Here is a 20,004-nt window from a genome sequence, read left to right on the forward strand (position 1 = left end):
CAGCCGCCCGGACGTGGCGGTGGTCGACGTGCGCCTGCCGCCGACGTTCACCGACGAGGGGCTGCGCGCCGCGATCGAGGCCCGCAAGCGGGTGCCCGGCCTGCCGGTGCTGGTGCTCTCGCAGTACGTGGAACAGCTCTACGCGCGCGAACTGCTGTCCGACCGGGGCGGCGCGGTCGGATACCTGCTCAAGGACCGGGTATCGGACGTGCGGCAGTTCGTGGACGCCATTCGCCGGGTCGCCGCGGGCGGCACCGCGATGGACCCCGAGGTCATCACCCAACTGCTCGCGCGCGGCGCGCGGGACCGACCGCTGACCACGTTGACGCCGCGCGAGCGGGAAGTGCTGTCGCTGATGGCGGAGGGCCGTTCCAACGGGGCCATCGCGGCGCGGCTGTTCGTCACCGAGAAAGCCGTCGGCAAACACATCGCGAACATCTTCGGGAAGTTGGACCTGCCGTTGTCCGAGGACGACAACCGGCGGGTGCTCGCGGTGCTCGCGTATTTGGACCGGGTGTAAATCGTTTCTTAGCCTAAGTACCATCTTGGTTCCACGACGACCAGGGGGTGCGCATGGGCACGACGGCGGAGTTGGCCGACGAACTGCTCGACCTGATGTTCACGGAGTCGCCGCTGGGCGCGACCGTCTACGGCGTGCCGGGCTACGACCACCTGCTCACCGACCACCGGGCGGAGGCGGAGCAGGCCGCGCGGGCGCGGGCGGTGGACATCGCCGAGCGCGCGCGGGCCGTGCCGGCCGACGACGACCCGGTGACCCGCGCGGTGGTGGTCCAGCAGGCCGAGGCGTTCGCGGACCGCGTCGACGCCCTCGGCGTCGAGTACACGATCACCGACTCGTTCTTCGCCCCGGCGGGCGAGGTGCTGACCGTCATGCCGATCACCGTGCTCTCCGGCCCGGACGCCGAGCGCGCCTACCTGGACCGGCTCGCCGCGATCCCGGAGTTCCTGCGCCGGGTCGCCGAGCGGCACCTCGCGGGCGCGGCGGCGGGCCGCACGCCCGTGCGGCGGCTCGTGGAGGCCGCCGTCGCGCACCTGGACCGCTACCTGGCCGCCGACGAGGACCCGCTGGCCCGGCCGGCGGGCGGCGAGGCGTTCACGGCCGAACGGGACCGCCTGCTGGCCGACGTGGTGCGGCCCGCGTTCGCGTCCTACCGGGACGTCGTCGCGGGCATCGAGGGCCGCTCCGACGACGAGGCGGGGCTGGGCCGGCTGCCCGGCGGCGACGCGATGTACGCGGCGCTCGCGCGGGTCCAGACGACGACCGACCGCACGCCCGAGGAGCTGCACCGGACCGGGCTGGAGGTGGTGGCCGAGCTGGCCCGCGAGTACGCCGAGCTGGGCCGGCGGGTGTTCGGCACCTCCGACGTGGCCGAGGTGCTGGACCGCATGCGCACCGACCCCGACCTGCGCTGGAGCACCGAGGACGAGCTGATCGACGCCGCGCGCGAGGCCGTGGCCAGGGCCGAGGACGCCGCGCCGCGGTGGTTCGGCCGCGTGCCCGGGCAGCGCTGCCGGGTCGAGCCGGTGCCCGCGGCCGACGCGCCGGGCGCGCCGATCGCCTACTACTCGCCGCCGTCGGCGGACGGGCTGCGGCCCGGCACGTACTACGCGAACACGCACCGGGTGCAGGAGCGGTTCCGGTACCAGGCCGAGGCCATCGCCTTCCACGAGGCCGTGCCGGGGCACCACTTCCAGATCTCGCTCGCGCAGCAGCTCTCCGACCTGCCGCTGCTCCGCCGCGTCGCGCCCGTCACCGCGTACCTGGAGGGCTGGGGCCTCTACACCGAGCGGCTGGCCGACGAGATGGGCCTGTACTCCGGCGACGTCGCGCGGCTCGGGATGCTGGCGCTGGACTCGATGCGCGCCGGGCGGCTCGTGGTCGACACCGGGATCCACGCGCACGGGTGGAGCCGCGCGCGGGCCGTGGAGTACCTGCGGGAGAACACGCCGCTGGCCCTGGTCGAGATCGAGAACGAGGTCGACCGGTACATCGCCGCGCCGGGCCAGGCGCTGGCGTACATGGTGGGCCGGCTGGAGCTGCGGCGGATCCGGGCGGCGGCCGAGGCGGCGCTGGGCGAGCGCTTCGACATCCGCGCTTTCCACGACGTGGTCCTCGGCGGCGGTCCGCTGCCGCTGGCCGTGCTGGACCAGGTCGTGTCGGAATGGGTGCGCGGGCACGACCGCTGAAACGACGCGGAAGTCATCCGATCGGGCGCACGCGGCGCGCGGGGTCCGATCGGATGACTCCCGAAGGTGACGACACGACGGGCCGCCCGGAGTTCACCCGGCAGATGGGTGAAGTCAATGTGGCGCCGAACGTGCCCCCGACGGGATTCGAACCCGTACTGTGACTCTTTTAAGGAGCCTGCCTCTACCGGTTGGGCTACGGGGGCAGCGGGGAGCCTAAGCCGTTACCCAGCGTTCGTGGGGCCGGTTCAGAAGAAGTCCCCCGCACGGCTCAATGCGATCCGCTATTGCGCTCATTCGGGTAATGGGCCCAAGGCGCTCAGACCAAGTACAACTTCGTGATAAGCGTCACAGCCGAGCGCCTGTTCCAGGAGCTGATCCCGCAATGCTGCGGTGAAGCCGATACCAAAACCCATTGCCGTAGCAACCAGATAAGCCGTTTGGGACAGATGCCCTACGTCCATTTGCACAACGCGGTAAGCACGTGACGTGTCGTAACGCCATCTGGTCCGTTCGAGGACACCGGTGTACGCGAGGACCAACGGCGCCTGCCCGACCCACTCCTGGTCGCCGGCCGCGGCCGTCATCTCCTCCGGCCCCCACGTCACCCCGATGGGCTCCAGCGCGTGCGCGAGCCCGTCGTAGTGGTACCAGCCGGGCTCCAGGGCCTCGACCCGCCGCACGTGGGCGTACAGCTCGACCGGGTGCCGCCCGCCGCCGGACGGGCTGGTCTTGAACACCGTCCCCGACCGCCCGATCCGCGGCCGCGCGGGCGACGGTCCGGCCAGCACCGCGAGCAGTTCGCCGACGCGCGTCAACGACAACGCGCCGGGGCCGAACTCACGGGTGGTGCGACGCGACAGCAGCACGTCCAGCAGCCCCGCCTCCGCCCACTTCGGCGAGCCGCCCGCGAGCGGCGGCAGCAGCACCGCGGTGCGGCCCAGGCTGCGGAACGGCGCGGGCGGCGGCGCCGCGGTGAGCTTCGCGTCCAGCACCGCGTCGTGCTCCTCGGCGCGCTGGTACGGCGCGTCCGCGAGGGTGCGGCTGGCGAAGTGGAAGTGCCGCGCCGACGTGCCCCACTCGCGCCACGCGGCGAGCAGCCGGCGTTCCTCCTCGTGCTGCGGCGAGCCCTCCACGATGAGCACGCCGGCCACCACGAGCTCGTCCAGCACCTTGCGCAGCGCCGCCCGGTCCGCCTCGGGCAGCGGGGCGAGCAGCTCGTCCACGTCGGTGAACCGGGTGAACTTGCGGCACAGCAGCTCCGCGGTCTCGCTGATCGCGAACTGCCGGTGGTGGAGGTAGTCGTCCCAGACCACGGCGCCGTCCTGGTAGAACAGCGTCGCGTGCTCAGCGACCTTTGCCCGCACCCAGCAGCTCCTTGAAGCGCGTCGCCACCCACTCGTGCACCGCGTCCGACACGGGCGCGTCCCCGGCCCGGTGCTCGAACCACCGCCAGTCGCAGTTCACGTTGACCTCGAGGAAGACGTAGTCGCCGCCGGAGACCAGCAGGTCGAACGCGGCCACCTGGAGCCGCCAGTGCCGCGACAGCGCGAGCAGGCGGTCGGTGAGCCCGGCGGGCACGTCCACGGGCGTGACCCGGACGGCCTCGGGATCGACCCACAGCTGGGCGGGGTCGAGCTTGTCGACCTGGAACGCCAGGCACCGCTCGCCCACGACGAAGACGCGCAGCTCGGTCTCGGAGGGCACGTACTCCTGCACGATCACCGGCGCGGACTCGGGCACGTCACCGGACCGGCTGGTCTCCAGCGGGCGCGGGAACAGGCCGTGCTGCATGCCGGGGCGCGGTTCGAGCAGGTGGCGGCCGGAGGTCTTGACGATGCACCGGCCACCGCCGGGCCGGGTGCGGCCGGGTCGGGTGGTGACCGTGGTGCGCGGCACGGCCAGGCCGAACGCGGAGGCGTCGGCGAGCTGGGTCAGCCGGTTGAGGTGGGAGGTGCTGCGGCTCGGGTTGACGTGCGCCCAGTCACCGCGGCTGGACAGCCAGTCGGCGACCGCGCCCCACTGGTCGACGGCGTACGCGCCCGCCAGCGTGCCGGGTTCGAGGGGCACGGCGGACAGCTCGAAGTGCCGGCGCCACACCAGCAGCGGGCGCAGCAGCCAGCGGTCCAGCTCCAGCAGCGGCTGGTCGGTGTAGACGGTCAGCGGCAGGTCGACCGAGCGGTCGGCGTCGATGCGGGCCATGCGGATGCCGCGTTCGGCGAGCGCGATGGAGAGCTCGTTCATCTCCATGTCGGCGGCGCGGGCGAGCACCAGCACGCACGGGACGGGGCTGCCGTCGCCCTCGTCCACCATGCCGAGGCGGTGCACCTGCTCCTGGAAGTCCAGGCACTTGGGTTGGGAGCGGAACAGGTAGTCCTGGCCCTGGAGCAACAACGGGGGCGGGGTGACCGGTCTGGCGGCCTCGGGTGGGGGAACGGTCTCGTTCCCCCACCCGGAGACGGTCATGCTCAGTCGTCTTTCTTGCTGCAAAAACGCTTTTCGGCGGTGGCGTACTCCGCGGAGTACTCCGCCAGCGCACGATCCTCGATCTCACCGCGGCGAAGCTGTGCGGCCAGCTCCTCGAGAGACATCGCGGTCACCTCTCTCCCCACTGATGCATCACACATTAGGGCGATGCACCAGCTGTATTCTCGGGTTCACGTTACGCAATGTCAAGGCGACAGGCCGCGCGTTAGCCCGTACGGGGGCTCAAGTGTGAGCGTTACTCCGAACGGCTCTGCGCCCACCGCGCCTGAACAGCGCAGCGGGCGCGGAGCCGGTCGCCCTCAGCTCTTGGTGGCCCGGTCGAACTCCGCCTTCGGCTCGTGGATCTGCCCCAGGGCGACGACCTCGCGGCCCGAGAACAGCGCCTGCGTCCAGTCCACGAACACCCGGAACTTGCGGTTGACCGTGGGCATGAACATCACGTGGTAGCTGCGGTGCATGAACCAGGCGACGACGCCCTTGAACCGCAGGCCGAACACGTCGGCGACGCCCTTGTACAGGCCCAGGCCCGCGACCGAGCCGAGGTACTTGTGGAAGTAGTCCTGCGGCTGCTTGCCGCGCAGCGTGGCCACGATGTTCTTGGCCAGCAGCTTCGACTGGCGGATGGCGTGCTGCGCGTTGGGCACGCAGGTCGCCGTCGGGTCCTCCTCGGTGCGCGACAGGTCCGGCACGGCCGAGCAGTCGCCCGCGGCCCAGACCCCCGGCAGGCCCACGACCTGCATCGCGGCCGTGCAGCGGACCCGGCCGCGCTCGTCCAGCGGCAGGTCGGTGTTGCGCAGCACCGGGTTGGCCTTCATGCCCGCGGTCCAGATGATGGTGTCCGAGTCGAACTCGGTGCCGTCGTCCAGGACGACGTGGCCGCCCTCCATGCTCTTGACGCGCGTGTCGAGGTAGCACTTGATGCCGCGCTTCTCGAGCTGCTCGACGGTGTAGACGCCGAGCCGCGCGCTCACCTCGGGCATGATCCGGCCGGTGGCCTCGACCAGCACCCAGTGCATGTCGGACTGCTTGAGGCCCTCGTAGTAGCGCAGCGCGTAGCGCGCCATGTCCTCCAGCTCGGCCAGCGTCTCGATGCCCGCGAACCCGCCGCCGATGACCACGAAGCTCAGCAGGCGCTTGCGCAGCTCCGGGTCGTTGGTGCTGGCGGCCTGGTCGAGCCGCGACAGCACGTGGTTGCGCAGGTAGATGGCCTCGCCGATGGTCTTCATGCCGATGCCGACCTCGGGCAGGCCCGGGATGGGCAGCGTGCGCGAGATGGCGCCGAGGGCCGAGACCAGGACGTCGTACTCGTACTCCGCGACGTGGCCGTCGGCCAGCTCGACCGTGACGGTCTTGCGCGCGTGCTCGATGCGGGTCGCGCGGCCGGTGACGACGTGGCAGCGCTTGAGGACCTTGCGCAGGGGCACGACGACGTGGCGCGGCTCGATGGAGCCGGCCGCCGCCTCGGGGAGGAACGGCTGGTAGGTCATGTGCGGCTGGGGGTCGATCACCGTCACGGACGCCTCGCCGGAACGCAGCTTCTTCTGCAATCCCAGCGCGGTGTACATGCCGACGTACCCACCGCCGACGATCACGATCCGTGTGGGTTGCGACTTCACAGCAGCCATACACACATGGTTGCACCGCGTGCGCCTTTCCGGCGCATCGAGCGGCCCCGTTGTGACGACGGTCGCCGGGTGATTGCGGACACGCTGCCGCTGACCTGCGCGTGCCGGTGAACGTGCTGAGAGGAACGATCCAGAAGCTCAGGTTCGGCTGAGGGTCGGAGGGCCGTTCCTCAGCCTTTCCGGCGCATCAGCAGGACCGTGCCGACGACCACCGCGACGGCACAGGCGAGGCCCACGACCTCGACCGCTTCGTCCGTTCGGCCGCCCGGCAACAGGAGGACCACGCCGGCGAAGGCGAGCACGGAGAGTTGAACGGCGCCGAACCTCTTCGCGGGTGCCTTTAGCGCATTCAGGTGAATGCGTGACCCGATCGGGAGAAGGGCGGCATAAGCGGACAAAACGTGCACCAGGTGCAGCAGCACGACCAGCGCGAGCACCCCGGGCCACGACGGCCCGTCGCCGACGAACACCATCGCCGCCGCCGGGTACGCGATGACCAACGCGGTCGCCGCCGACGCCGGGATCGCCGCCGCCGTCAGCGCCAGCCCCCCGTACAGCGCGAGGGCGGGCCACTCGACCCCGTTGAGCGCCAGCACCACCGCCACCGCGCCCGCCACGACGCCGATCGCCGCCCGCAGCGCCCACCCGGGCAACCCGGCCCCCAGCTCCTCCGTCACCCCGGTCCCCCGTCCCGAACGTCGAACCCGTGGGTCCCGGACGTTCGACACACGGGACCTGGACGTACGACTCTCGCGTGAGTCCTCCGTTCGCGTCCCGTGTGTCGAACGCCGGGGACCCGTGAACTCCGCGTTCGCGTCACCGGCCGAGCCTCCGGCCGGCCCGCGCGCCCCGCAGCACGCCCGCGATCGGCGCGCCCCACCGCACCACGGCCACGCCGTGCTGCCGCATCGCCTCCACCCGCACCTCGTGCTCCAGCCGGATCACCTTCATCGCGCTCTCGCCCCACGGCGTGTCCCGGTCCGCCCGCAACGGCTCCGGCAGCACGTCCACCGCCAGCACGAGGTTGCCCCGCCGCGCGGCGTGCACGGCCAGCTCCACCACCTCGGCGTCCAGGAACGGCGACAGCACGACCACCAGCGCGCCGTGCGGCACCTGCTCGGGCCGCAGCACGGGCCGCTGCGCCCACCCGGCCGACCGCGCGCACACCACGAGCTGGTTGCGCAGCCGCAGCAGCTGCCGCCGCCCGACCCCCGCCCGCGCGCCCAGCTGCGGCCGCCCGAGGTCCACCAGGCTCACCCGGTCGCCCTGCCGCAGGTACCCCGCCGCCAACGACGCCGCCGCCCGCACGGCCCGGTCCAGGCTGCCGCCCGGCCGCACGGTCGTCCCCCGCGCCGCCAGCGACCACTCGCCCAGCGAACGCCCGACCGCCCGGCCCGCCGCCGCGCGGACCGGCACCGACCAGTCGCCCAGCTCCGCGCCCACGTCCTGGCGGGTGTCCAGCGCCAGCACGACGTCCGCGTCCGCCTCCGCGTGGTGCTCGCGGACGTGCAGGTTCGTGCCCTCCGCCGCGCCCGCCATCGCACCGGCCCGCAGCGACACCCGCCAGTCCACCCGCCGCAGCCGGTCGCCCGGCTGGAACGCCCGGATGTCGCGCAGCTCCACCGAGTCGCCCGGCCGCCGCGACCGGTGCGCGCCGACCAGGCCGGCGGCGCGGGCGGGCAGCAGCCCCGCGGGCAGCGCCTCCACCGGCGGCAGGATCACCCGGCCGCGTTCGGGCGCGGTGACGGGGCCGTGCACGAACAGGGCGTCCGGTCCCGCGACCAGGTGGTCCGGCCGCAGGTCGACGCCCTCGCCCCAGGCGTCGCGCCGCAGCACGACCTCGATCTCGCGCGCCGTCCCGGCGACCAGGTGCACCGGGCCGATGCCCGAGCCGACGCCGGGCAGCCGGATCGCCATCACCTCCGCGCCCGGCCCCGGCTCGACCTCCACCACGGACTTGGCCGCGCCCACCTCGCCGGTGCGGGGCAGCCCGCGCACCCGCACCCGCGGCGTGCCGCCCACCGGCCCGACCAGCGCCCACAGCGTCGAGAGCAGCAACGGCGCGCCGAACAGGACCAGCTCCACCTCGTGCAGCAGTCCGCCGAGCACCACCATGCCGACGCCCAGCGCGAGGCCGCGCACCAGCGCGTCCGTGGGGTGCCAGTGCGCGCCGCGCCCGCCGCCGAACGCCTCGCGCAGCCGGTCCGCCCGGCTCACGACCGCGCGCTCGCCGGGCCGGCCACGCGGCCCAGCAGCTCGGTCACGACCTCCACGCCGGTCACGCCGGAGGTCCACGTCTCGGGGCGCAGCGTGAGCCGGTGCGCCAGGGCCGGCACGGCGCACTCCTTCACGTCCTCCGGCAGCACGAAGTCCCGCCCGTCCAGCACCGCCAGGGCCCGTCCCACCAGCACCAACGCCTGCGCGCCGCGCGGTGACGCGCCCACCTCGACCGCGCCGTGGGCCCGCGTCGCGGCCGCCAGGTCCACGCAGTAGCGCAGCACGTCGTCGTCCACCGCCACCTGCTCCACGCCCTGCTGCAACCGCCGCAGGCGGGCCGCGTCCAGCACGGGCTCGACCTCGGTCTCCTCGCGCTGCCGGGCGAGCCGGCGGCGCAGCACCTCGACCTCCTCGGCGGGCGGCGGGTAGCCGATGTCCAGCCTCAGCAGGAACCGGTCGAGCTGCGCCTCCGGCAGCGGGTAGGTGCCCTCGTACTCGACCGGGTTGGCGGTCGCCAGCACGTGGAACGGGGTGGGCAGCGGGAAGGTGCGGCCCTCGACCGTGACCTGCCGCTCCTGCATGGCCTCCAGCAGGGCGGACTGCGTCTTCGGCGGCGTGCGGTTGATCTCGTCGGCCAGCAGCAGGCCGGTGAAGAGGGGGCCTTCCCGGAAGGTGAACTCCCGGTCGCCCGGGTTGTAGAGGAACGAGCCGGTGACGTCGGCGGGCAGCAGGTCGGGGGTGCACTGGAGCCGCTTGAAGTCCAGCCGCAGCGCCTGCGCCAGCGACCGGGCCATCAGCGTCTTGCCCAGGCCCGGCACGTCCTCCAGCAGCACGTGGCCGCCCGCGAGGATGGCCGCCAGCGCCAGCCGCAGCGACCGCTCACGGCCCACGACCACGGTGCCGACGGCGGCCAGCACCGCCTCGGCCTCGGCGGCGATCGTCCCGACGCCCGGTCGGTCGGTGTCCGGTGGGGTCACAGCTTCTCCAACAGGTCGGCGAGCCGGTGCGGCTCGGGCAGCGGCGCCCGCGGGTCGGTGAGCAGGCGGTGCAGTTCGTCGCCGAGCACGGCCCTGGCCCGGTCGTCCTCGATGTCGTGGATGCCGTGCAACTGGCGCAGCCGCGCCTCCGCGAGCCGGCGCAGCCGGGGCTGCACCCGGTTGACGAAGCGGTCCCGGTCGACGGCCGCTTCCGCCAGCCGCCCGGCGAGGGTGCTCGCCTGGGCGGACGTGGCGGTGGAGAGCTGCGCCGGCTGCGGCGCCCAGGTGATGTCGGTGGCGCGCGGCAGGCGTGAGACGAGCAGGGCCAGCGCGCCGACGGGCAGCGCGAGCAGCACGGCCCACAGCCACGGCGCGCCGACGCGGGACAACACGAACGCCGTCACCGCCGCGACGGCGAGGGCCAACGCCACCGCACGCCCCATGCCGCCGACCAGGGAACTCATCGCCCACCTCCCCCGACGCCGGCGTGGCCGGGACCCGCGACCCCGCCGCTCACCGCAGGTCCCGCACGATGTGCGCCAACGCCTCGGTGGCCGCACGGGCGTCGGCCGCCGTCACCTCGGCCGTGCCGAACCGGGCCCGCTGGTAGGCGCGCCGCAACGTGCCGGCCGCCCCCTCGTCCACCCGGTAACGCCGCAGCAGGTCACCGGTGAACTCGGTCGCGGTCTGGTGCCCCTGCCGCGGCACGCCGCTGTCCTCCGCCGCCCGCTCCAGGCTCAGCCACGCCGCGATCACCGCGTCCCCCGGCGGGCCGGCGACGTTGCCGCGCAGCTCCTCGAGCGCCTCCGCCGCCCGCCGGACCAGGATCGGCGGCGGCTGGGCGTGCTCCTCGGGCAGGTCCGGCGCGTCGACCGCCACCCCCACCCCGCGCCGCCGCCGGAACCGGAACGCGCCCAGCGACACCAGCAGCCAGATCACCGCGACCACCGCGACCGCGATGAAGACGATCAGGAAGACCAGCAGCGACCCGGCCGCCGCCGACCCTTCGACGTCGGCGTCCGCCGGCGGCGTGGACGCGGGCGTGGTCGTGGTCTCCTCCACGTCGCCCGGCGGCCGGTCCGCGTACCGCACCGGCGACGTCCCGCGGGCCGCGAGCGCGATCAGCACGAGCGCCGACCCCACCGCGAGGGCGAGGGCGAGGCGGGGCTTCATGGCCCCAGCATGCCCGCGACACCCGCGCGGCGCGGGCGATTCGCGCAGAACGCGCCGACCCGGCCGCGCGGCGACCTGCACGGCGGCGGGCTACAGGATCCCCGCCGCCACGCCGGCCGCGGTCAGCACCTCCCGCACCATCGGCTGCGTCAGCTTGCCGGTGAACGTGTTCTGCTGGCTCACGTGGTAGCAGCCGAACAGGTGCAGCGGCGGGCCGCCGTCCTGCGCGGGCAGCTCCACGCGCGCGCCGTGGCCGAAGACCGGCCGCGGGCGGGGCACCTGCCAGCACGAGGCCAGCACCGGCAGCGCCGCCTGCCAGCCGAACGCGCCGAGCACGAGCACCGCCCGCAACGTCGGCCGCAGCAGCTCCAGCTCCCGGATCAGCCACGGCCGGCAGTTGTCGCGCTCCTCGGGGGTCGGCTTGTTCTCCGGCGGCGCGCACTTCACCGGCGCGGTGATGCGGGTGCCGATCAGCTCCAGGCCGTCGCCGACGTGCGTGGCGGTCGGCCGGGTCGCCAGGCCGACGGCGTGCATCGCCTCGTACAGGAAGTCGCCCGACCGGTCGCCGGTGAACATGCGGCCGGTGCGGTTCGCGCCGTGCGCGGCCGGCGCCAACCCGATGATCGCGAGCGACGCGTCGGCCGGCCCGAACCCGGGCACCGGACGCCCCCAGTACTCCTGGTCCCGGAACGCCGCCCGCTTGACCCGCGCCACCTCCTCGCGCCACGCCACGAGCCGCGGGCAGGCCCGGCACCGGGTGACCCGTTCGTCAAGAGCGGAAAGCGGGAGCACTGACGGCGACTCCGATCGTAGAGTTCGACCATGACCGACAAGGACAACGGCGACGAGCAGGCCGCCAAGGGCGAGGAGCGGGACCTCCCGTCCGACGACCTCGTCACCACCCAGCACAGCATCACCGTCAAGCGGCGCAAGCTGAACTACACCACGACCGCCGGTCGGGTGGTGCTGCGCCAGGAGGTGCTGACCGAGGGCAAGTTCGACGGGCACCTGCCGAAGGCCGAGGTCTTCGTCACCGCGTACACGCTGGACGGCGCGGACCCGGCGAAGCGGCCGGTGACGTTCGCGTTCAACGGCGGCCCCGGCTCGTCCAGCGTGTGGCTGCACCTGGGCCTGCTCGGACCGCGCCGGGTCGTGTCCGGCGACGTCGGCGACCTCGCGCCGCCGCCCTACGACCTGGTGGACAACGCCGAGACGCTGCTCGCGCACAGCGACCTGGTGTTCATCGACCCGGTGTCGACCGGCTACTCGCGCGCGGTGAAGGGCGAGAAGCCCGGCCAGTACCACGGGTTCCAGGGCGACCTGGAGTCGGTCGGCGAGGTGATCCGGCTGTGGACCTCGCGCAACGGGCGGTGGATGTCGCCGAAGTTCCTGGCCGGCGAGTCGTACGGGACCACGCGCGCGGCGGGCCTCGCCGACTACCTCCAGACCCGCTACGGCATGTACCTCAACGGGCTGATGCTGATCTCGTCCGTGCTGGACTTCGCCACGATCGACTTCACCGAGGGCAACGACCTGCCGCACACGCTGTTCCTGCCGACCTACGCGGCCATCGCGCACTACCACGGGCTGCACGGCGAGCGGTCGCTGGAGGACGTGCTGGCCGACGCGGAGGACTTCGCGTCCCGCGACTACCCGTGGGCGCTGGCGCGCGGCAACCGGCTGTCCGCCGAGGAGCGGGCGGCGGCGGTGACGCGGCTGGCCGGCCTGACCGGGCTCGGCGAGGACTACGTGGACCGGGTGAACCTGCGGGTCGAGCACGTGCGGTTCTTCACCGAGCTGCTGCGCGCGCGGCGCAGGGTGGTGGGCCGGCTGGACTCGCGGTTCACCGGTCCGGACGTCGACCACGGGCGCGAGCACTTCAGCGAGGACCCGTCGTACGCGGCCATCATCGGCCCGTACACCGCGGCGCTGAACCACTACGTGCGGGCCGAGCTGGGGTACGAGAACGACCTGCCGTACGAGATCCTGACCACGAACGTGCGGCCCTGGTCGTACAAGGAGTTCGAGGGCGCGCACGTGACGGTGGCGAACAAGCTGGCGTCGGCGATGCGCGCCAACCCGCACCTGAAGGTGCACATCGCGTACGGCTACCTGGACGGCGCGACGCCGTACTACGCGGCCGAGCACGTGGTCGCGCACCTCCAGATCCCGGAGGAGCTGCACGCCAACATCGAATCCGCGTACTACCCCGCGGGCCACATGATGTACGTGCACGAGCCCAGCCGGGTCCGGCAGTCGAAGGACCTGGCGGAGTTCGTCCAGTCCGCCTCGAACCGCTAGCCGCCCCGCGGGGGGGGGGGGGGGGGCGGCCCCCCCCCCCCCCCCCCCGCACGGTCACGGCACGACCGAGCGCTCCTCGGGGAAGTGGCACGCGCTCGGGTGCGTGCCCACCCTCGTGATCAGCTCGGGTTCCTCGGTCGCGCACACGTCCCGCGCCTTCCAGCACCGGGTGCGGAACCGGCAGCCGGACGGCGGGGCCACCGGCGACGGCACGTCGCCGGTCAGCCGGATCACGTCCCGCCGGCCCCGCAGGGTCGGGTCCGCGACCGGCACGGCCGACAGCAGCGCCTGCGTGTACGGGTGCGTGGGGTGCTCGTAGATCTCCTCCTCGGTGCCGATCTCCACGATCTTGCCGAGGTACATCACCGCCACCCGGTCCGACAGGTGCCGCACCACCGACAGGTCGTGCGCGATGAACACGTAGGACAGCCCGAACTCGCCCTGCAGCTCCCCCAGCAGGTTCATGACCTGGGCCTGGATCGACACGTCGAGCGCGGACACCGGCTCGTCGCACACGATCACCTTCGGCCGCAGGGCGAGCGCCCGCGCGATCCCGATCCGCTGCCGCTGCCCGCCGGAGAACTGGTGCGGGTACCGGTTGAGGTGCTCGGGGTTCAGCCCGACCACGTCCAGCAGCTCGCGCACCCGCGCGGCCCGCGACCCGCGCGGCGCGACCTCCGGGTGGATCTCGAACGGCTCGCCGACGATGTCGCCCACGGTCATCCGCGGGTTCAGCGACGTGTACGGATCCTGGAGCACGATCTGCATGTCCCGCCGCCACCGCCGCAACGCCGCGCCGCGCAGCGAGAACACCGGCTCGCCCTCGAACAGCACGGTCCCGGACGTCGGCCGCTCCAGCCGCATCAGCACCTGGGCGAGCGTCGACTTGCCGCACCCCGACTCGCCGACCACCCCCAGCGTCTCCCCCGCGGCCAGCGAGAACGACACCCCGTCCACCGCCCGCACGTGCCCCACGGCGCGCCGCAGCAGCACGCCCCGGGTGATCGGGAAGTGCTTGACCAGGTCGCGCGCCTCCAGCAGGTCAGCCACCGACGACCTCCTCCGCGAAGTGGCACGCGCTGGTCCGACCGGGACCGAGCGGCACGTCCGGCGGCACCCGCGAGGCACAGACGTCCTCCGCGCGCGGGCACCGGGGGTGGAACGGGCAGCCGGGCGGGATCCGCAGCAGGCTCGGCGGCAACCCGCGGATCGTCTCCAGCGCCGACCCCTTGGCGTCCAGCCTGGGCAGCGACCGCATCAACGCCGCCGTGTACGGGTGGCCCGGCGAGCGGAACAGCGACACCGCGTCGGCCTGCTCCACGATCCGCCCCGCGTACATCACCACGATCCGGTCGGCCACCTCCGCGACCACCCCCAGGTCGTGGGTGATCAGCACCAGCCCCATCCGCCGCTCGCGCTGGACCTCGGCGAGCAGGTCCATGATCTGCGCCTGCACGGTCACGTCCAGCGCGGTCGTCGGCTCGTCCGCGATCAGCACCTCGGGGTCGAGCGCCAACGCCATGGCGATCATCGCCCGCTGCCGCATCCCGCCGGAGAACTGGTGCGGGTAGTCGCGGACCCGCTGCCGCGCGGCCGGGATCCGCACCAGGTCCAGCAGCTCGACCGCCCGCGCCCGCGCCGCCGCCCGGTCCATGCCCAGCCGCAGCCGCAGCTGCTCCTCGATCTGGAAGCCGACCGTGTAGACGGGGTTCAGCGCCGACAGCGCGTCCTGGAAGATCATCGCCACGCCGGCGGCCCGCACCTCGCGCCGGCGCTCGGCCGACGCGGTCAGCAGCTCCTCGCCGCGGAACCGCACCGACCCCTTCGTCACGAACGCGGGCGGCGAGTCCAGGATCCCCATGACCGCCTGCGCGGTCACGCTCTTGCCCGACCCGGACTCGCCCAGCACGGCCAGCGTCTCCCCGGCCGACACGTGGTAGTTCACGCCGTTGAGCACGCGCGCCACCCCGTCGCGGGTCCGGAACTCGACGTGCAGGTCCTCGACCTCCAGCAGCATGGCTCCCCTCCTAGCGAAGCTTCGGGTCGAGGGCTTCGCGGACCGCGTCGCCCAGCATCACGAACGCCAGCACGGTCGCGGTCAGGAAACCGGCCGGGAACAGCAGCGCGTGCGGCGCGACGCGCAGGTAGTCCTTGGCGCTGTTGATCATCACGCCCCACGACACGACCGGCTGCCGCAGCCCGATGCCCAGGTAGGACAGGGTGGCCTCGGCGCCGATGAACGCGCCCAGCGCGATCGTCGAGTACACCAGCACCGGCGCGACGCAGTTGGGCAGCAGGTGCTTGCCGATGATCCGCCGCGACGACGCGCCCAGCGCGCGGGCCGCCTTCACGTAGTCCTGCTGCTTGGCCGCGATGGCGGTGGACCGCATGATCCGCATCGCCACCGGCCACGACAGCACGGAGATGGACAGCACCACCTGGGCCACGATCCGCACCGGCCCCGCGTCGCCGCCCGCGTTCAACGTGGTCAGGATGACGATCGCGCCCAGCACGAACGGCACGCCCACGAACACGTCGGCGATCCGCGACACCACGGCGTCCAGCCACCCGCCGTAGTAGCCCGCCAGCATCCCGATCGTCGCGCCGACCAGCACCACGCCGAGCGTGGCCAGCAGCCCGACCACGATCGACGCCCGCGCGCCGTGGACGACGCGCGTGTAGACGTCGTACCCCTGGTTGTCGTACCCGAACCAGGCGGCCGACGACGGCGCGCCGCGCGACCGCGACAGGTCCGCGGCGTTCGGGTCGCCCGAGGCGAACAGGCCGGGGAACGCCGCCATCAGCAGCACGAGCAGGATCAACGACACCGACACCCAGAACAGCGGACGCCGCCGCAGGGCGTGCCAGGCGTCCCCGAACAGCCCGCGCGGCCGCTCGGCGACCAGCGAGGCGATCTGATCAGTCATAGCGGATCCTCGGGTCCAAGACCGCGTACAGCAGGTCCACCAGCAGCGTCATCAGCAGGTACACGAGCACCAGCACGGTGACCACGCCGGTCACCATCGCGCCGTCCTTGGTCAGGATCGACCGGAACACCAGGCCGCCGACGCCGGGCACGTTGAAGATCCCCTCGGTGACGATCGCGCCGCCGAGGAACGCGCCCAGGTCCGTGCCCAGGAACGTGACGACCGGGATCAGCGAGTTGCGCAGCAGGTGCACGCCCACGATCCGCCGCCCGGTCAGGCCCTTCGCCAGCGCCGTGCGCACGTAGTCCGCCCGCCGGTTCTCGGCGATGCTCGCCCGGGTCAGCCGGGCCACGTACGCCATCGACAGGCTGGCCAGCACGAACCCGGGCACGACCAGGTTGCCGAACGACGGCGTGGTCACGGTCGGCGCGATCCACCCGAGCTGCAGCCCGAACACCAGCTGCACCACGTACCCGGTGACGAACACCGGGATGGAGATCAGGAACAACGTCGACACCAGCACCAGGCTGTCCAGGAACCCGCGCCCGCGCAGGCCGGACACCACGCCGGCGGTGATGCCGATGACGGCCTCGATCAGCAGCGCCACCAGCGCGAGGCGCAGCGTCACCGGGAACGTCGCGGCGATCCGGTCCACCACCTGCACGCCCGACGACGTCACGCCGAAGTCGCCCTGGACCAGGTTCACCAGGTACTTCCAGTACTGCACCAGCAGCGGGTCGTCGAGGTTGAACCGGTCCCGCATCATCGACACGTACGAGTCCGGGCAGTCGCGCTCGCCGCACTTGCCCTCGAACGGGTCGCCCGGCACCGCCCACACCAGCACGTAGATCAGGAACGTGGTGCCGACGAACACCGGCACCATCTGCAACAACCTGCGCAGCACGTACCGCCCCAACGGGCACTCCCCTCGGCCGGGGCCGGCCCGGGACGCGCCCGGACCGGCCCGACTGGCGAACCGGTGCTAGGCCACTTCCACCGAGTAGAGGTCCAGCGTGCGGAACGGGTCCAGGTTGGCCACCTTGAGCCGGTCGGACCGCCCGGCGATGGTGTGCTGCGTCCACAGCGGGATGGCCGGCAGGTCCTCGGCCAGCATCTTCTCCGCCTCCAGGTACAGCTCGATCGCCTCGTCCTCGCTCGCCGCCTTGTCGGCCTCGGCGAGCTTCGCGTCGAACGCCGGGTTGGAGTACAGCCCGTCGTTGGAGGACGCGCCGGTGCGGAACAGCGGCGTGAGCCAGTTCTCGATCGACGGGTAGTCGGCGACCCAGCCGGCCCGGTACATGCCGGTCATCTCGTGCGCGTTCACCTTCTGGCGGAACTCGCCGAAGCTCGTGGTCGGCACGAACCTGGCCTCCACGCCGAGGGTGTTCTTGATGCTGTTGACGACCGCCTCGGCCCACTCCTGGTGCCCGCCGTCGGTGTTGGACTGGAGCACGATCTCGCCGGTGTAGCCGGACTTCGCCAGCGCTTCCTTGGCCTTCTCCGGGTTGTACGTGCAGTACTCGCCGCACTGGCCGGGCCGGTAGCCCTTCATCAGCGGGTGCACCCAGCCGTCCGCGGGCTTGCGGGTGCCCTCGAAGATCCGCTGGGTGATCTCCTCGCGGTTGATCGCCAGGGAGATCGCGCGGCGCAGCTCCACGTTGTCGTAGGGCTTCTGGTACATCGGGAACGCGATCGTGGTGTTGTTCAGCGTCTCCCGCTGCACGACCCGTTCGCCGAGGTCCGACTCGTACTGCTTGCCCGCCAGCGCGTTGGGCGGCAACTCCTCCATGAAGTCCAGGTTGTTCGCGACCAGGTCGGCGTAGGCCGACTCGCGGCTCTGGTAGACCTTGAGCGTGAGGTCCTTGAACTTCGGCTTGTCGTTGCCCTGGTACTCGTCGTAGCGCGTCAGCTTGATGTCGGTGCCGACGGTGCGCGAGACGTACTTGAACGGGCCGTTGCCGATCGGGTGCGCCTCGAAGGCCGCGCGGTCGGCGAAGAACGCCTCCGGCAGCGGCGAGAACACCTCGTAGCCGATCGTCACCGGGAACACCGAGAACGCCTCGGACAACGTGATCTTGAACGTGTGCTCGTCCACGACCTCCAGCCCGGACAGGGTCTCGGCGGTCGGCGCCGGCGCCGCCTGCGGCCCGTCCGGGCCGTCGGGGTCGGCCGGGTGGACGGCGTCGTAGCCCTCGATCTGGGAGAAGAAGCTCGCGCCCTGGGTGGCGTTGGGCCCGTAGGCGGTCCAGTTCCAGGCGTCCACGAAGCTCTTGGCGGTGACCGGGCTGCCGTCGTGGAACTTCCAGCCCTGCTTGATCTTGACGGTGAAGACCTTCGAGTCGGTGGTGTCGATCGACTCGGCCATGGCGTTGACCGGCTGGGCGTCCTCGGCGCGGTACTCGACCAGGCCGGTGAACAGCGGGTCGAGGACGCGGCTGCCGCCGGTCTCGGTCGTGTTGCCCGGGACGAGCGGGTTCTCCGGCTCGGTGTTGAAGATGGTGATGCCGGCGTCGGTGTTCGAGCCGGCGGGCGTCTCCGCCGTGCCGCACGCCGCGGCCACCAAGGCGACCGCGACGGCTGCGGGGACTAATCGTGCACGGGACATGGGTCCTCCCACCTGATCGGGCGTAACCGAGCAGAGTCGACCGCTTTCACAGCGTGGGAGAGAACCTATTGGCCTGGTGACAGGGGCCACATGGCTGAGTGCGTCACAACCTCGTCACGATCAATCCCAGTTGACAGTGATCATGACGCACCGTCACGGTCACGCCAGCGAGAACGCGAGGCCGTCGAGGATGTCGTGCTCGCTCGCCACGAGTTCGGTCACCCCACGTGACTCCAGGTGGTCGGCCAGCGTCCGGACGACCAGCGCGCCGCCACAGATCACGTCCACCCGGCCGGGGTGCATCGGACCGAGCGCGGCACGCTCGTCGTGCCCCAGGGTGAGCAGCTCGGCGGTGACCTCCCGGACGCGGTCCAGGCCGATCCGGGCGAGGTGGATCTCCTGCGGGTCGTACCGCGGCAGCTCCTTGGCCAGGGCGACCAGCGTCGTGACGGTCCCCGCCACCCCGATCCACGTCCGGGCGCGGTCGACGGGCACCGCGTCGAACGCCTCGGCGAGCACGTCCCCGGTCACCCGGACCGCCTCCTCGACCTCGGCCTCGGTCGGCGGGTCGGTGTGCAGGCAGCGCTCGGTGAGCCGCACGCAGCCGATGTCGACCGACCGGGCCGCCTCCACCTCGCCGCGCACGCCGTCCCACGTGCCCAGGACCAGTTCGGTCGACCCGCCCCCGATGTCGGAGACGAGGAAGGGTCCTTCGTCGGCGTCCAGGTCGGACACCGCGCCGGTGAACGACAGGCGCGCCTCCTCGTCACCGCTGATGACCTCAGCCTCGACCCCGAGCACCTCCCGCGTCATGTCGAAGAAGGCGTCCTTGTTGGCCGCGTCGCGCGTCGCCGACGTCGCCACCATCCGAACGCGCTCGGCTCCCTTGCGCCGCAACACGTTCGCGTAATCCACCAGCGCCGCCCGCGTCCGCTCGACGGCCTCGGGCCGCAACTCCCCGGTCGCGTCCACCCCCTGCCCCAACCGCACGACCCGCATCTCCCGGTGCACGTCCCGCAACCACCGCTCACCACTGTCCGAAGTGGTCACATCGGCGACCAGCAACCGGATCGAGTTGGTCCCGCAGTCGATCGCGGCCACGCGCGCCATACCCAACGTCCTTCCCGACACAACCGACAACACCCGCAACCAGCCTAGTCTCCGCCAATCCCCCGCCAACCCACCTCACCGCTCCCCCACCACCACCACCAAACTCCCACCTCACCGCTCCCCCGCCTCACCGCCCCCCGACACGTCCACCTCACCGCTCTTCCCACAAAGGAGGGCTTCGTGTCATCCCGCCGACCTGGCGCAGCCCTACCGCACGTGTCAAGGGGGCACTGTGCAGGTCTTGCCCGATCGTGCGCTGATGTCGCCCCCTTGACGCGTGTGGTAGCCCTCCGGGAGGTCGGCGGGATGACACGGTCCGGGACCAACGACGCAGCGGGGGATCAGGACCAAACCCCGTCATCCTGCTGGCCTGC

Annotated in this window: 18 protein-coding genes, 1 tRNA gene and 1 pseudogene; 3 read left to right on the forward strand and 17 right to left on the reverse strand. The window is 72.5% G+C overall.

Translation table 11 applies throughout. The features are described from left to right. Together ACFXGA_RS30985 and ACFXGA_RS30990 are read left to right on the forward strand one after the other, a co-directional pair. Positions 1-520 (forward strand): annotated as a pseudogene (locus ACFXGA_RS30985) (LuxR C-terminal-related transcriptional regulator); the annotation flags it as partial. A 53-nt stretch (positions 521-573) separates the two neighbouring features. Next, the gene (locus ACFXGA_RS30990; protein ID WP_378094020.1) at positions 574-2,208 is read left to right on the forward strand and encodes a DUF885 domain-containing protein; all 1,635 of its coding nucleotides are present in this window, start codon (positions 574-576) and stop codon (positions 2,206-2,208) included. Positions 2,209-2,340: 132 nt separating this feature from the next. Here ACFXGA_RS30990 and ACFXGA_RS30995 read toward each other — a convergent pair. The 11 genes from ACFXGA_RS30995 to ACFXGA_RS31045 all read right to left on the reverse strand — a co-directional run bounded on the left by ACFXGA_RS30995 (position 2,341) and on the right by ACFXGA_RS31045 (position 11,479). Then, positions 2,341-2,414 (reverse strand) — tRNA-Leu (locus ACFXGA_RS30995). An 87-nt stretch (positions 2,415-2,501) separates the two neighbouring features. Next, a complete protein-coding gene (locus tag ACFXGA_RS31000) occupies positions 2,502-3,575 on the reverse strand; it encodes a SagB family peptide dehydrogenase (protein ID WP_378094022.1) in 1,074 nt (357 codons plus the stop codon). Then, the gene (locus ACFXGA_RS31005) at positions 3,556-4,674 is read right to left on the reverse strand and encodes a RimK family alpha-L-glutamate ligase (RefSeq protein ID WP_378094024.1); all 1,119 of its coding nucleotides are present in this window, start codon (positions 4,672-4,674) and stop codon (positions 3,556-3,558) included. Before ACFXGA_RS31005 ends, ACFXGA_RS31000 begins: the two co-directional genes overlap by 20 nt. 2 nt (positions 4,675-4,676) lie before the next feature. Beyond that, positions 4,677-4,799, reverse strand: coding sequence for a hypothetical protein (locus tag ACFXGA_RS31010; RefSeq protein ID WP_267935188.1), 123 nt, complete (start codon positions 4,797-4,799; stop codon positions 4,677-4,679). Positions 4,800-4,994: 195 nt separating this feature from the next. Then, on the reverse strand, positions 4,995-6,320 hold the full coding sequence (locus ACFXGA_RS31015) for an NAD(P)/FAD-dependent oxidoreductase (RefSeq protein ID WP_378094026.1): 1,326 nt from the start codon (positions 6,318-6,320) through the stop codon (positions 4,995-4,997). Positions 6,321-6,490: 170 nt separating this feature from the next. Further along, on the reverse strand, positions 6,491-6,997 hold the full coding sequence (locus tag ACFXGA_RS31020; protein ID WP_378094028.1) for a hypothetical protein: 507 nt from the start codon (positions 6,995-6,997) through the stop codon (positions 6,491-6,493). 139 nt (positions 6,998-7,136) lie between these two features. After that, positions 7,137-8,537, reverse strand: coding sequence for a DUF58 domain-containing protein (locus ACFXGA_RS31025; RefSeq protein ID WP_378094030.1), 1,401 nt, complete (start codon positions 8,535-8,537; stop codon positions 7,137-7,139). Further along, complete coding sequence (locus ACFXGA_RS31030; RefSeq protein WP_378094032.1) at positions 8,534-9,514, reverse strand: AAA family ATPase; 981 nt, start codon at positions 9,512-9,514, stop codon at positions 8,534-8,536. Before ACFXGA_RS31030 ends, ACFXGA_RS31025 begins: the two co-directional genes overlap by 4 nt. Continuing rightward, a complete protein-coding gene (locus ACFXGA_RS31035) occupies positions 9,511-9,978 on the reverse strand; it encodes a hypothetical protein (protein WP_378094034.1) in 468 nt (155 codons plus the stop codon). Before ACFXGA_RS31035 ends, ACFXGA_RS31030 begins: the two co-directional genes overlap by 4 nt. A gap of 49 nt (positions 9,979-10,027) precedes the next feature. Next, a complete protein-coding gene (locus tag ACFXGA_RS31040; RefSeq protein WP_378094036.1) occupies positions 10,028-10,687 on the reverse strand; it encodes a DUF4129 domain-containing protein in 660 nt (219 codons plus the stop codon). Positions 10,688-10,777: 90 nt separating this feature from the next. Further along, entirely contained in the window at positions 10,778-11,479 is a 702-nt protein-coding gene (locus tag ACFXGA_RS31045; protein ID WP_378094038.1) for a uracil-DNA glycosylase, read from the reverse strand. 30 nt (positions 11,480-11,509) lie between these two features. Between ACFXGA_RS31045 and ACFXGA_RS31050 the strand changes: the two genes are divergently transcribed. Beyond that, positions 11,510-12,988 (forward strand): S10 family peptidase, encoded by a 1,479-nt coding sequence (locus ACFXGA_RS31050; RefSeq protein WP_378094040.1) that lies wholly within the window; start codon positions 11,510-11,512, stop codon positions 12,986-12,988. Between the two features lie 54 nt (positions 12,989-13,042). Here the strand turns inward: ACFXGA_RS31050 and ACFXGA_RS31055 are convergent, their stop codons facing one another. The 6 genes from ACFXGA_RS31055 to ACFXGA_RS31080 form a co-directional block, all read right to left on the reverse strand. Next, complete coding sequence (locus ACFXGA_RS31055; protein ID WP_378094042.1) at positions 13,043-14,038, reverse strand: ABC transporter ATP-binding protein; 996 nt, start codon at positions 14,036-14,038, stop codon at positions 13,043-13,045. Next, positions 14,031-15,005 (reverse strand): ABC transporter ATP-binding protein, encoded by a 975-nt coding sequence (locus ACFXGA_RS31060; RefSeq protein ID WP_378094044.1) that lies wholly within the window; start codon positions 15,003-15,005, stop codon positions 14,031-14,033. Before ACFXGA_RS31060 ends, ACFXGA_RS31055 begins: the two co-directional genes overlap by 8 nt. A 10-nt stretch (positions 15,006-15,015) precedes the next feature. Further along, complete coding sequence (locus ACFXGA_RS31065; protein WP_378094046.1) at positions 15,016-15,915, reverse strand: ABC transporter permease; 900 nt, start codon at positions 15,913-15,915, stop codon at positions 15,016-15,018. Beyond that, positions 15,908-16,831 (reverse strand): ABC transporter permease, encoded by a 924-nt coding sequence (locus ACFXGA_RS31070; RefSeq protein ID WP_378094048.1) that lies wholly within the window; start codon positions 16,829-16,831, stop codon positions 15,908-15,910. The genes ACFXGA_RS31065 and ACFXGA_RS31070 overlap by 8 nt, the downstream gene beginning before the upstream one ends. A 66-nt stretch (positions 16,832-16,897) precedes the next feature. Further along, positions 16,898-18,520, reverse strand: a complete 1,623-nt coding sequence (locus ACFXGA_RS31075; RefSeq protein WP_378094050.1) for an ABC transporter substrate-binding protein — start codon at positions 18,518-18,520, stop codon at positions 16,898-16,900. Between the two features lie 159 nt (positions 18,521-18,679). Next, a complete protein-coding gene (locus tag ACFXGA_RS31080; protein ID WP_378094053.1) occupies positions 18,680-19,630 on the reverse strand; it encodes an exopolyphosphatase in 951 nt (316 codons plus the stop codon). Positions 19,631-20,004 lie beyond the last annotated feature (374 nt).

The organism is Actinosynnema sp. NPDC059335, assembly GCF_042752395.1.
Classification (GTDB): domain Bacteria; phylum Actinomycetota; class Actinomycetes; order Mycobacteriales; family Pseudonocardiaceae; genus Actinosynnema.

Bases quoted from the DNA above. Each gene is read 5' to 3' on its own strand.
- ACFXGA_RS30990 (WP_378094020.1), top strand. From the start codon at position 574: ATGGGCACGACGGCGGAGTTGGCCGACGAACTGCTCGACCTGATGTTC.
- ACFXGA_RS31005 (WP_378094024.1), bottom strand. From the start codon at position 4,674: ATGACCGTCTCCGGGTGGGGGAACGAGACCGTTCCCCCACCCGAGGCC.
- ACFXGA_RS31010 (WP_267935188.1), bottom strand. From the start codon at position 4,799: ATGTCTCTCGAGGAGCTGGCCGCACAGCTTCGCCGCGGTGAGATCGAG.
- ACFXGA_RS31015 (WP_378094026.1), bottom strand. From the start codon at position 6,320: ATGGCTGCTGTGAAGTCGCAACCCACACGGATCGTGATCGTCGGCGGT.
- ACFXGA_RS31035 (WP_378094034.1), bottom strand. From the start codon at position 9,978: ATGAGTTCCCTGGTCGGCGGCATGGGGCGTGCGGTGGCGTTGGCCCTC.
- ACFXGA_RS31040 (WP_378094036.1), bottom strand. From the start codon at position 10,687: ATGAAGCCCCGCCTCGCCCTCGCCCTCGCGGTGGGGTCGGCGCTCGTG.
- ACFXGA_RS31050 (WP_378094040.1), top strand. From the start codon at position 11,510: ATGACCGACAAGGACAACGGCGACGAGCAGGCCGCCAAGGGCGAGGAG.
- ACFXGA_RS31060 (WP_378094044.1), bottom strand. From the start codon at position 15,005: ATGCTGCTGGAGGTCGAGGACCTGCACGTCGAGTTCCGGACCCGCGAC.
- ACFXGA_RS31065 (WP_378094046.1), bottom strand. From the start codon at position 15,915: ATGACTGATCAGATCGCCTCGCTGGTCGCCGAGCGGCCGCGCGGGCTG.
- ACFXGA_RS31075 (WP_378094050.1), bottom strand. From the start codon at position 18,520: ATGTCCCGTGCACGATTAGTCCCCGCAGCCGTCGCGGTCGCCTTGGTG.
- ACFXGA_RS31080 (WP_378094053.1), bottom strand. From the start codon at position 19,630: ATGGCGCGCGTGGCCGCGATCGACTGCGGGACCAACTCGATCCGGTTG.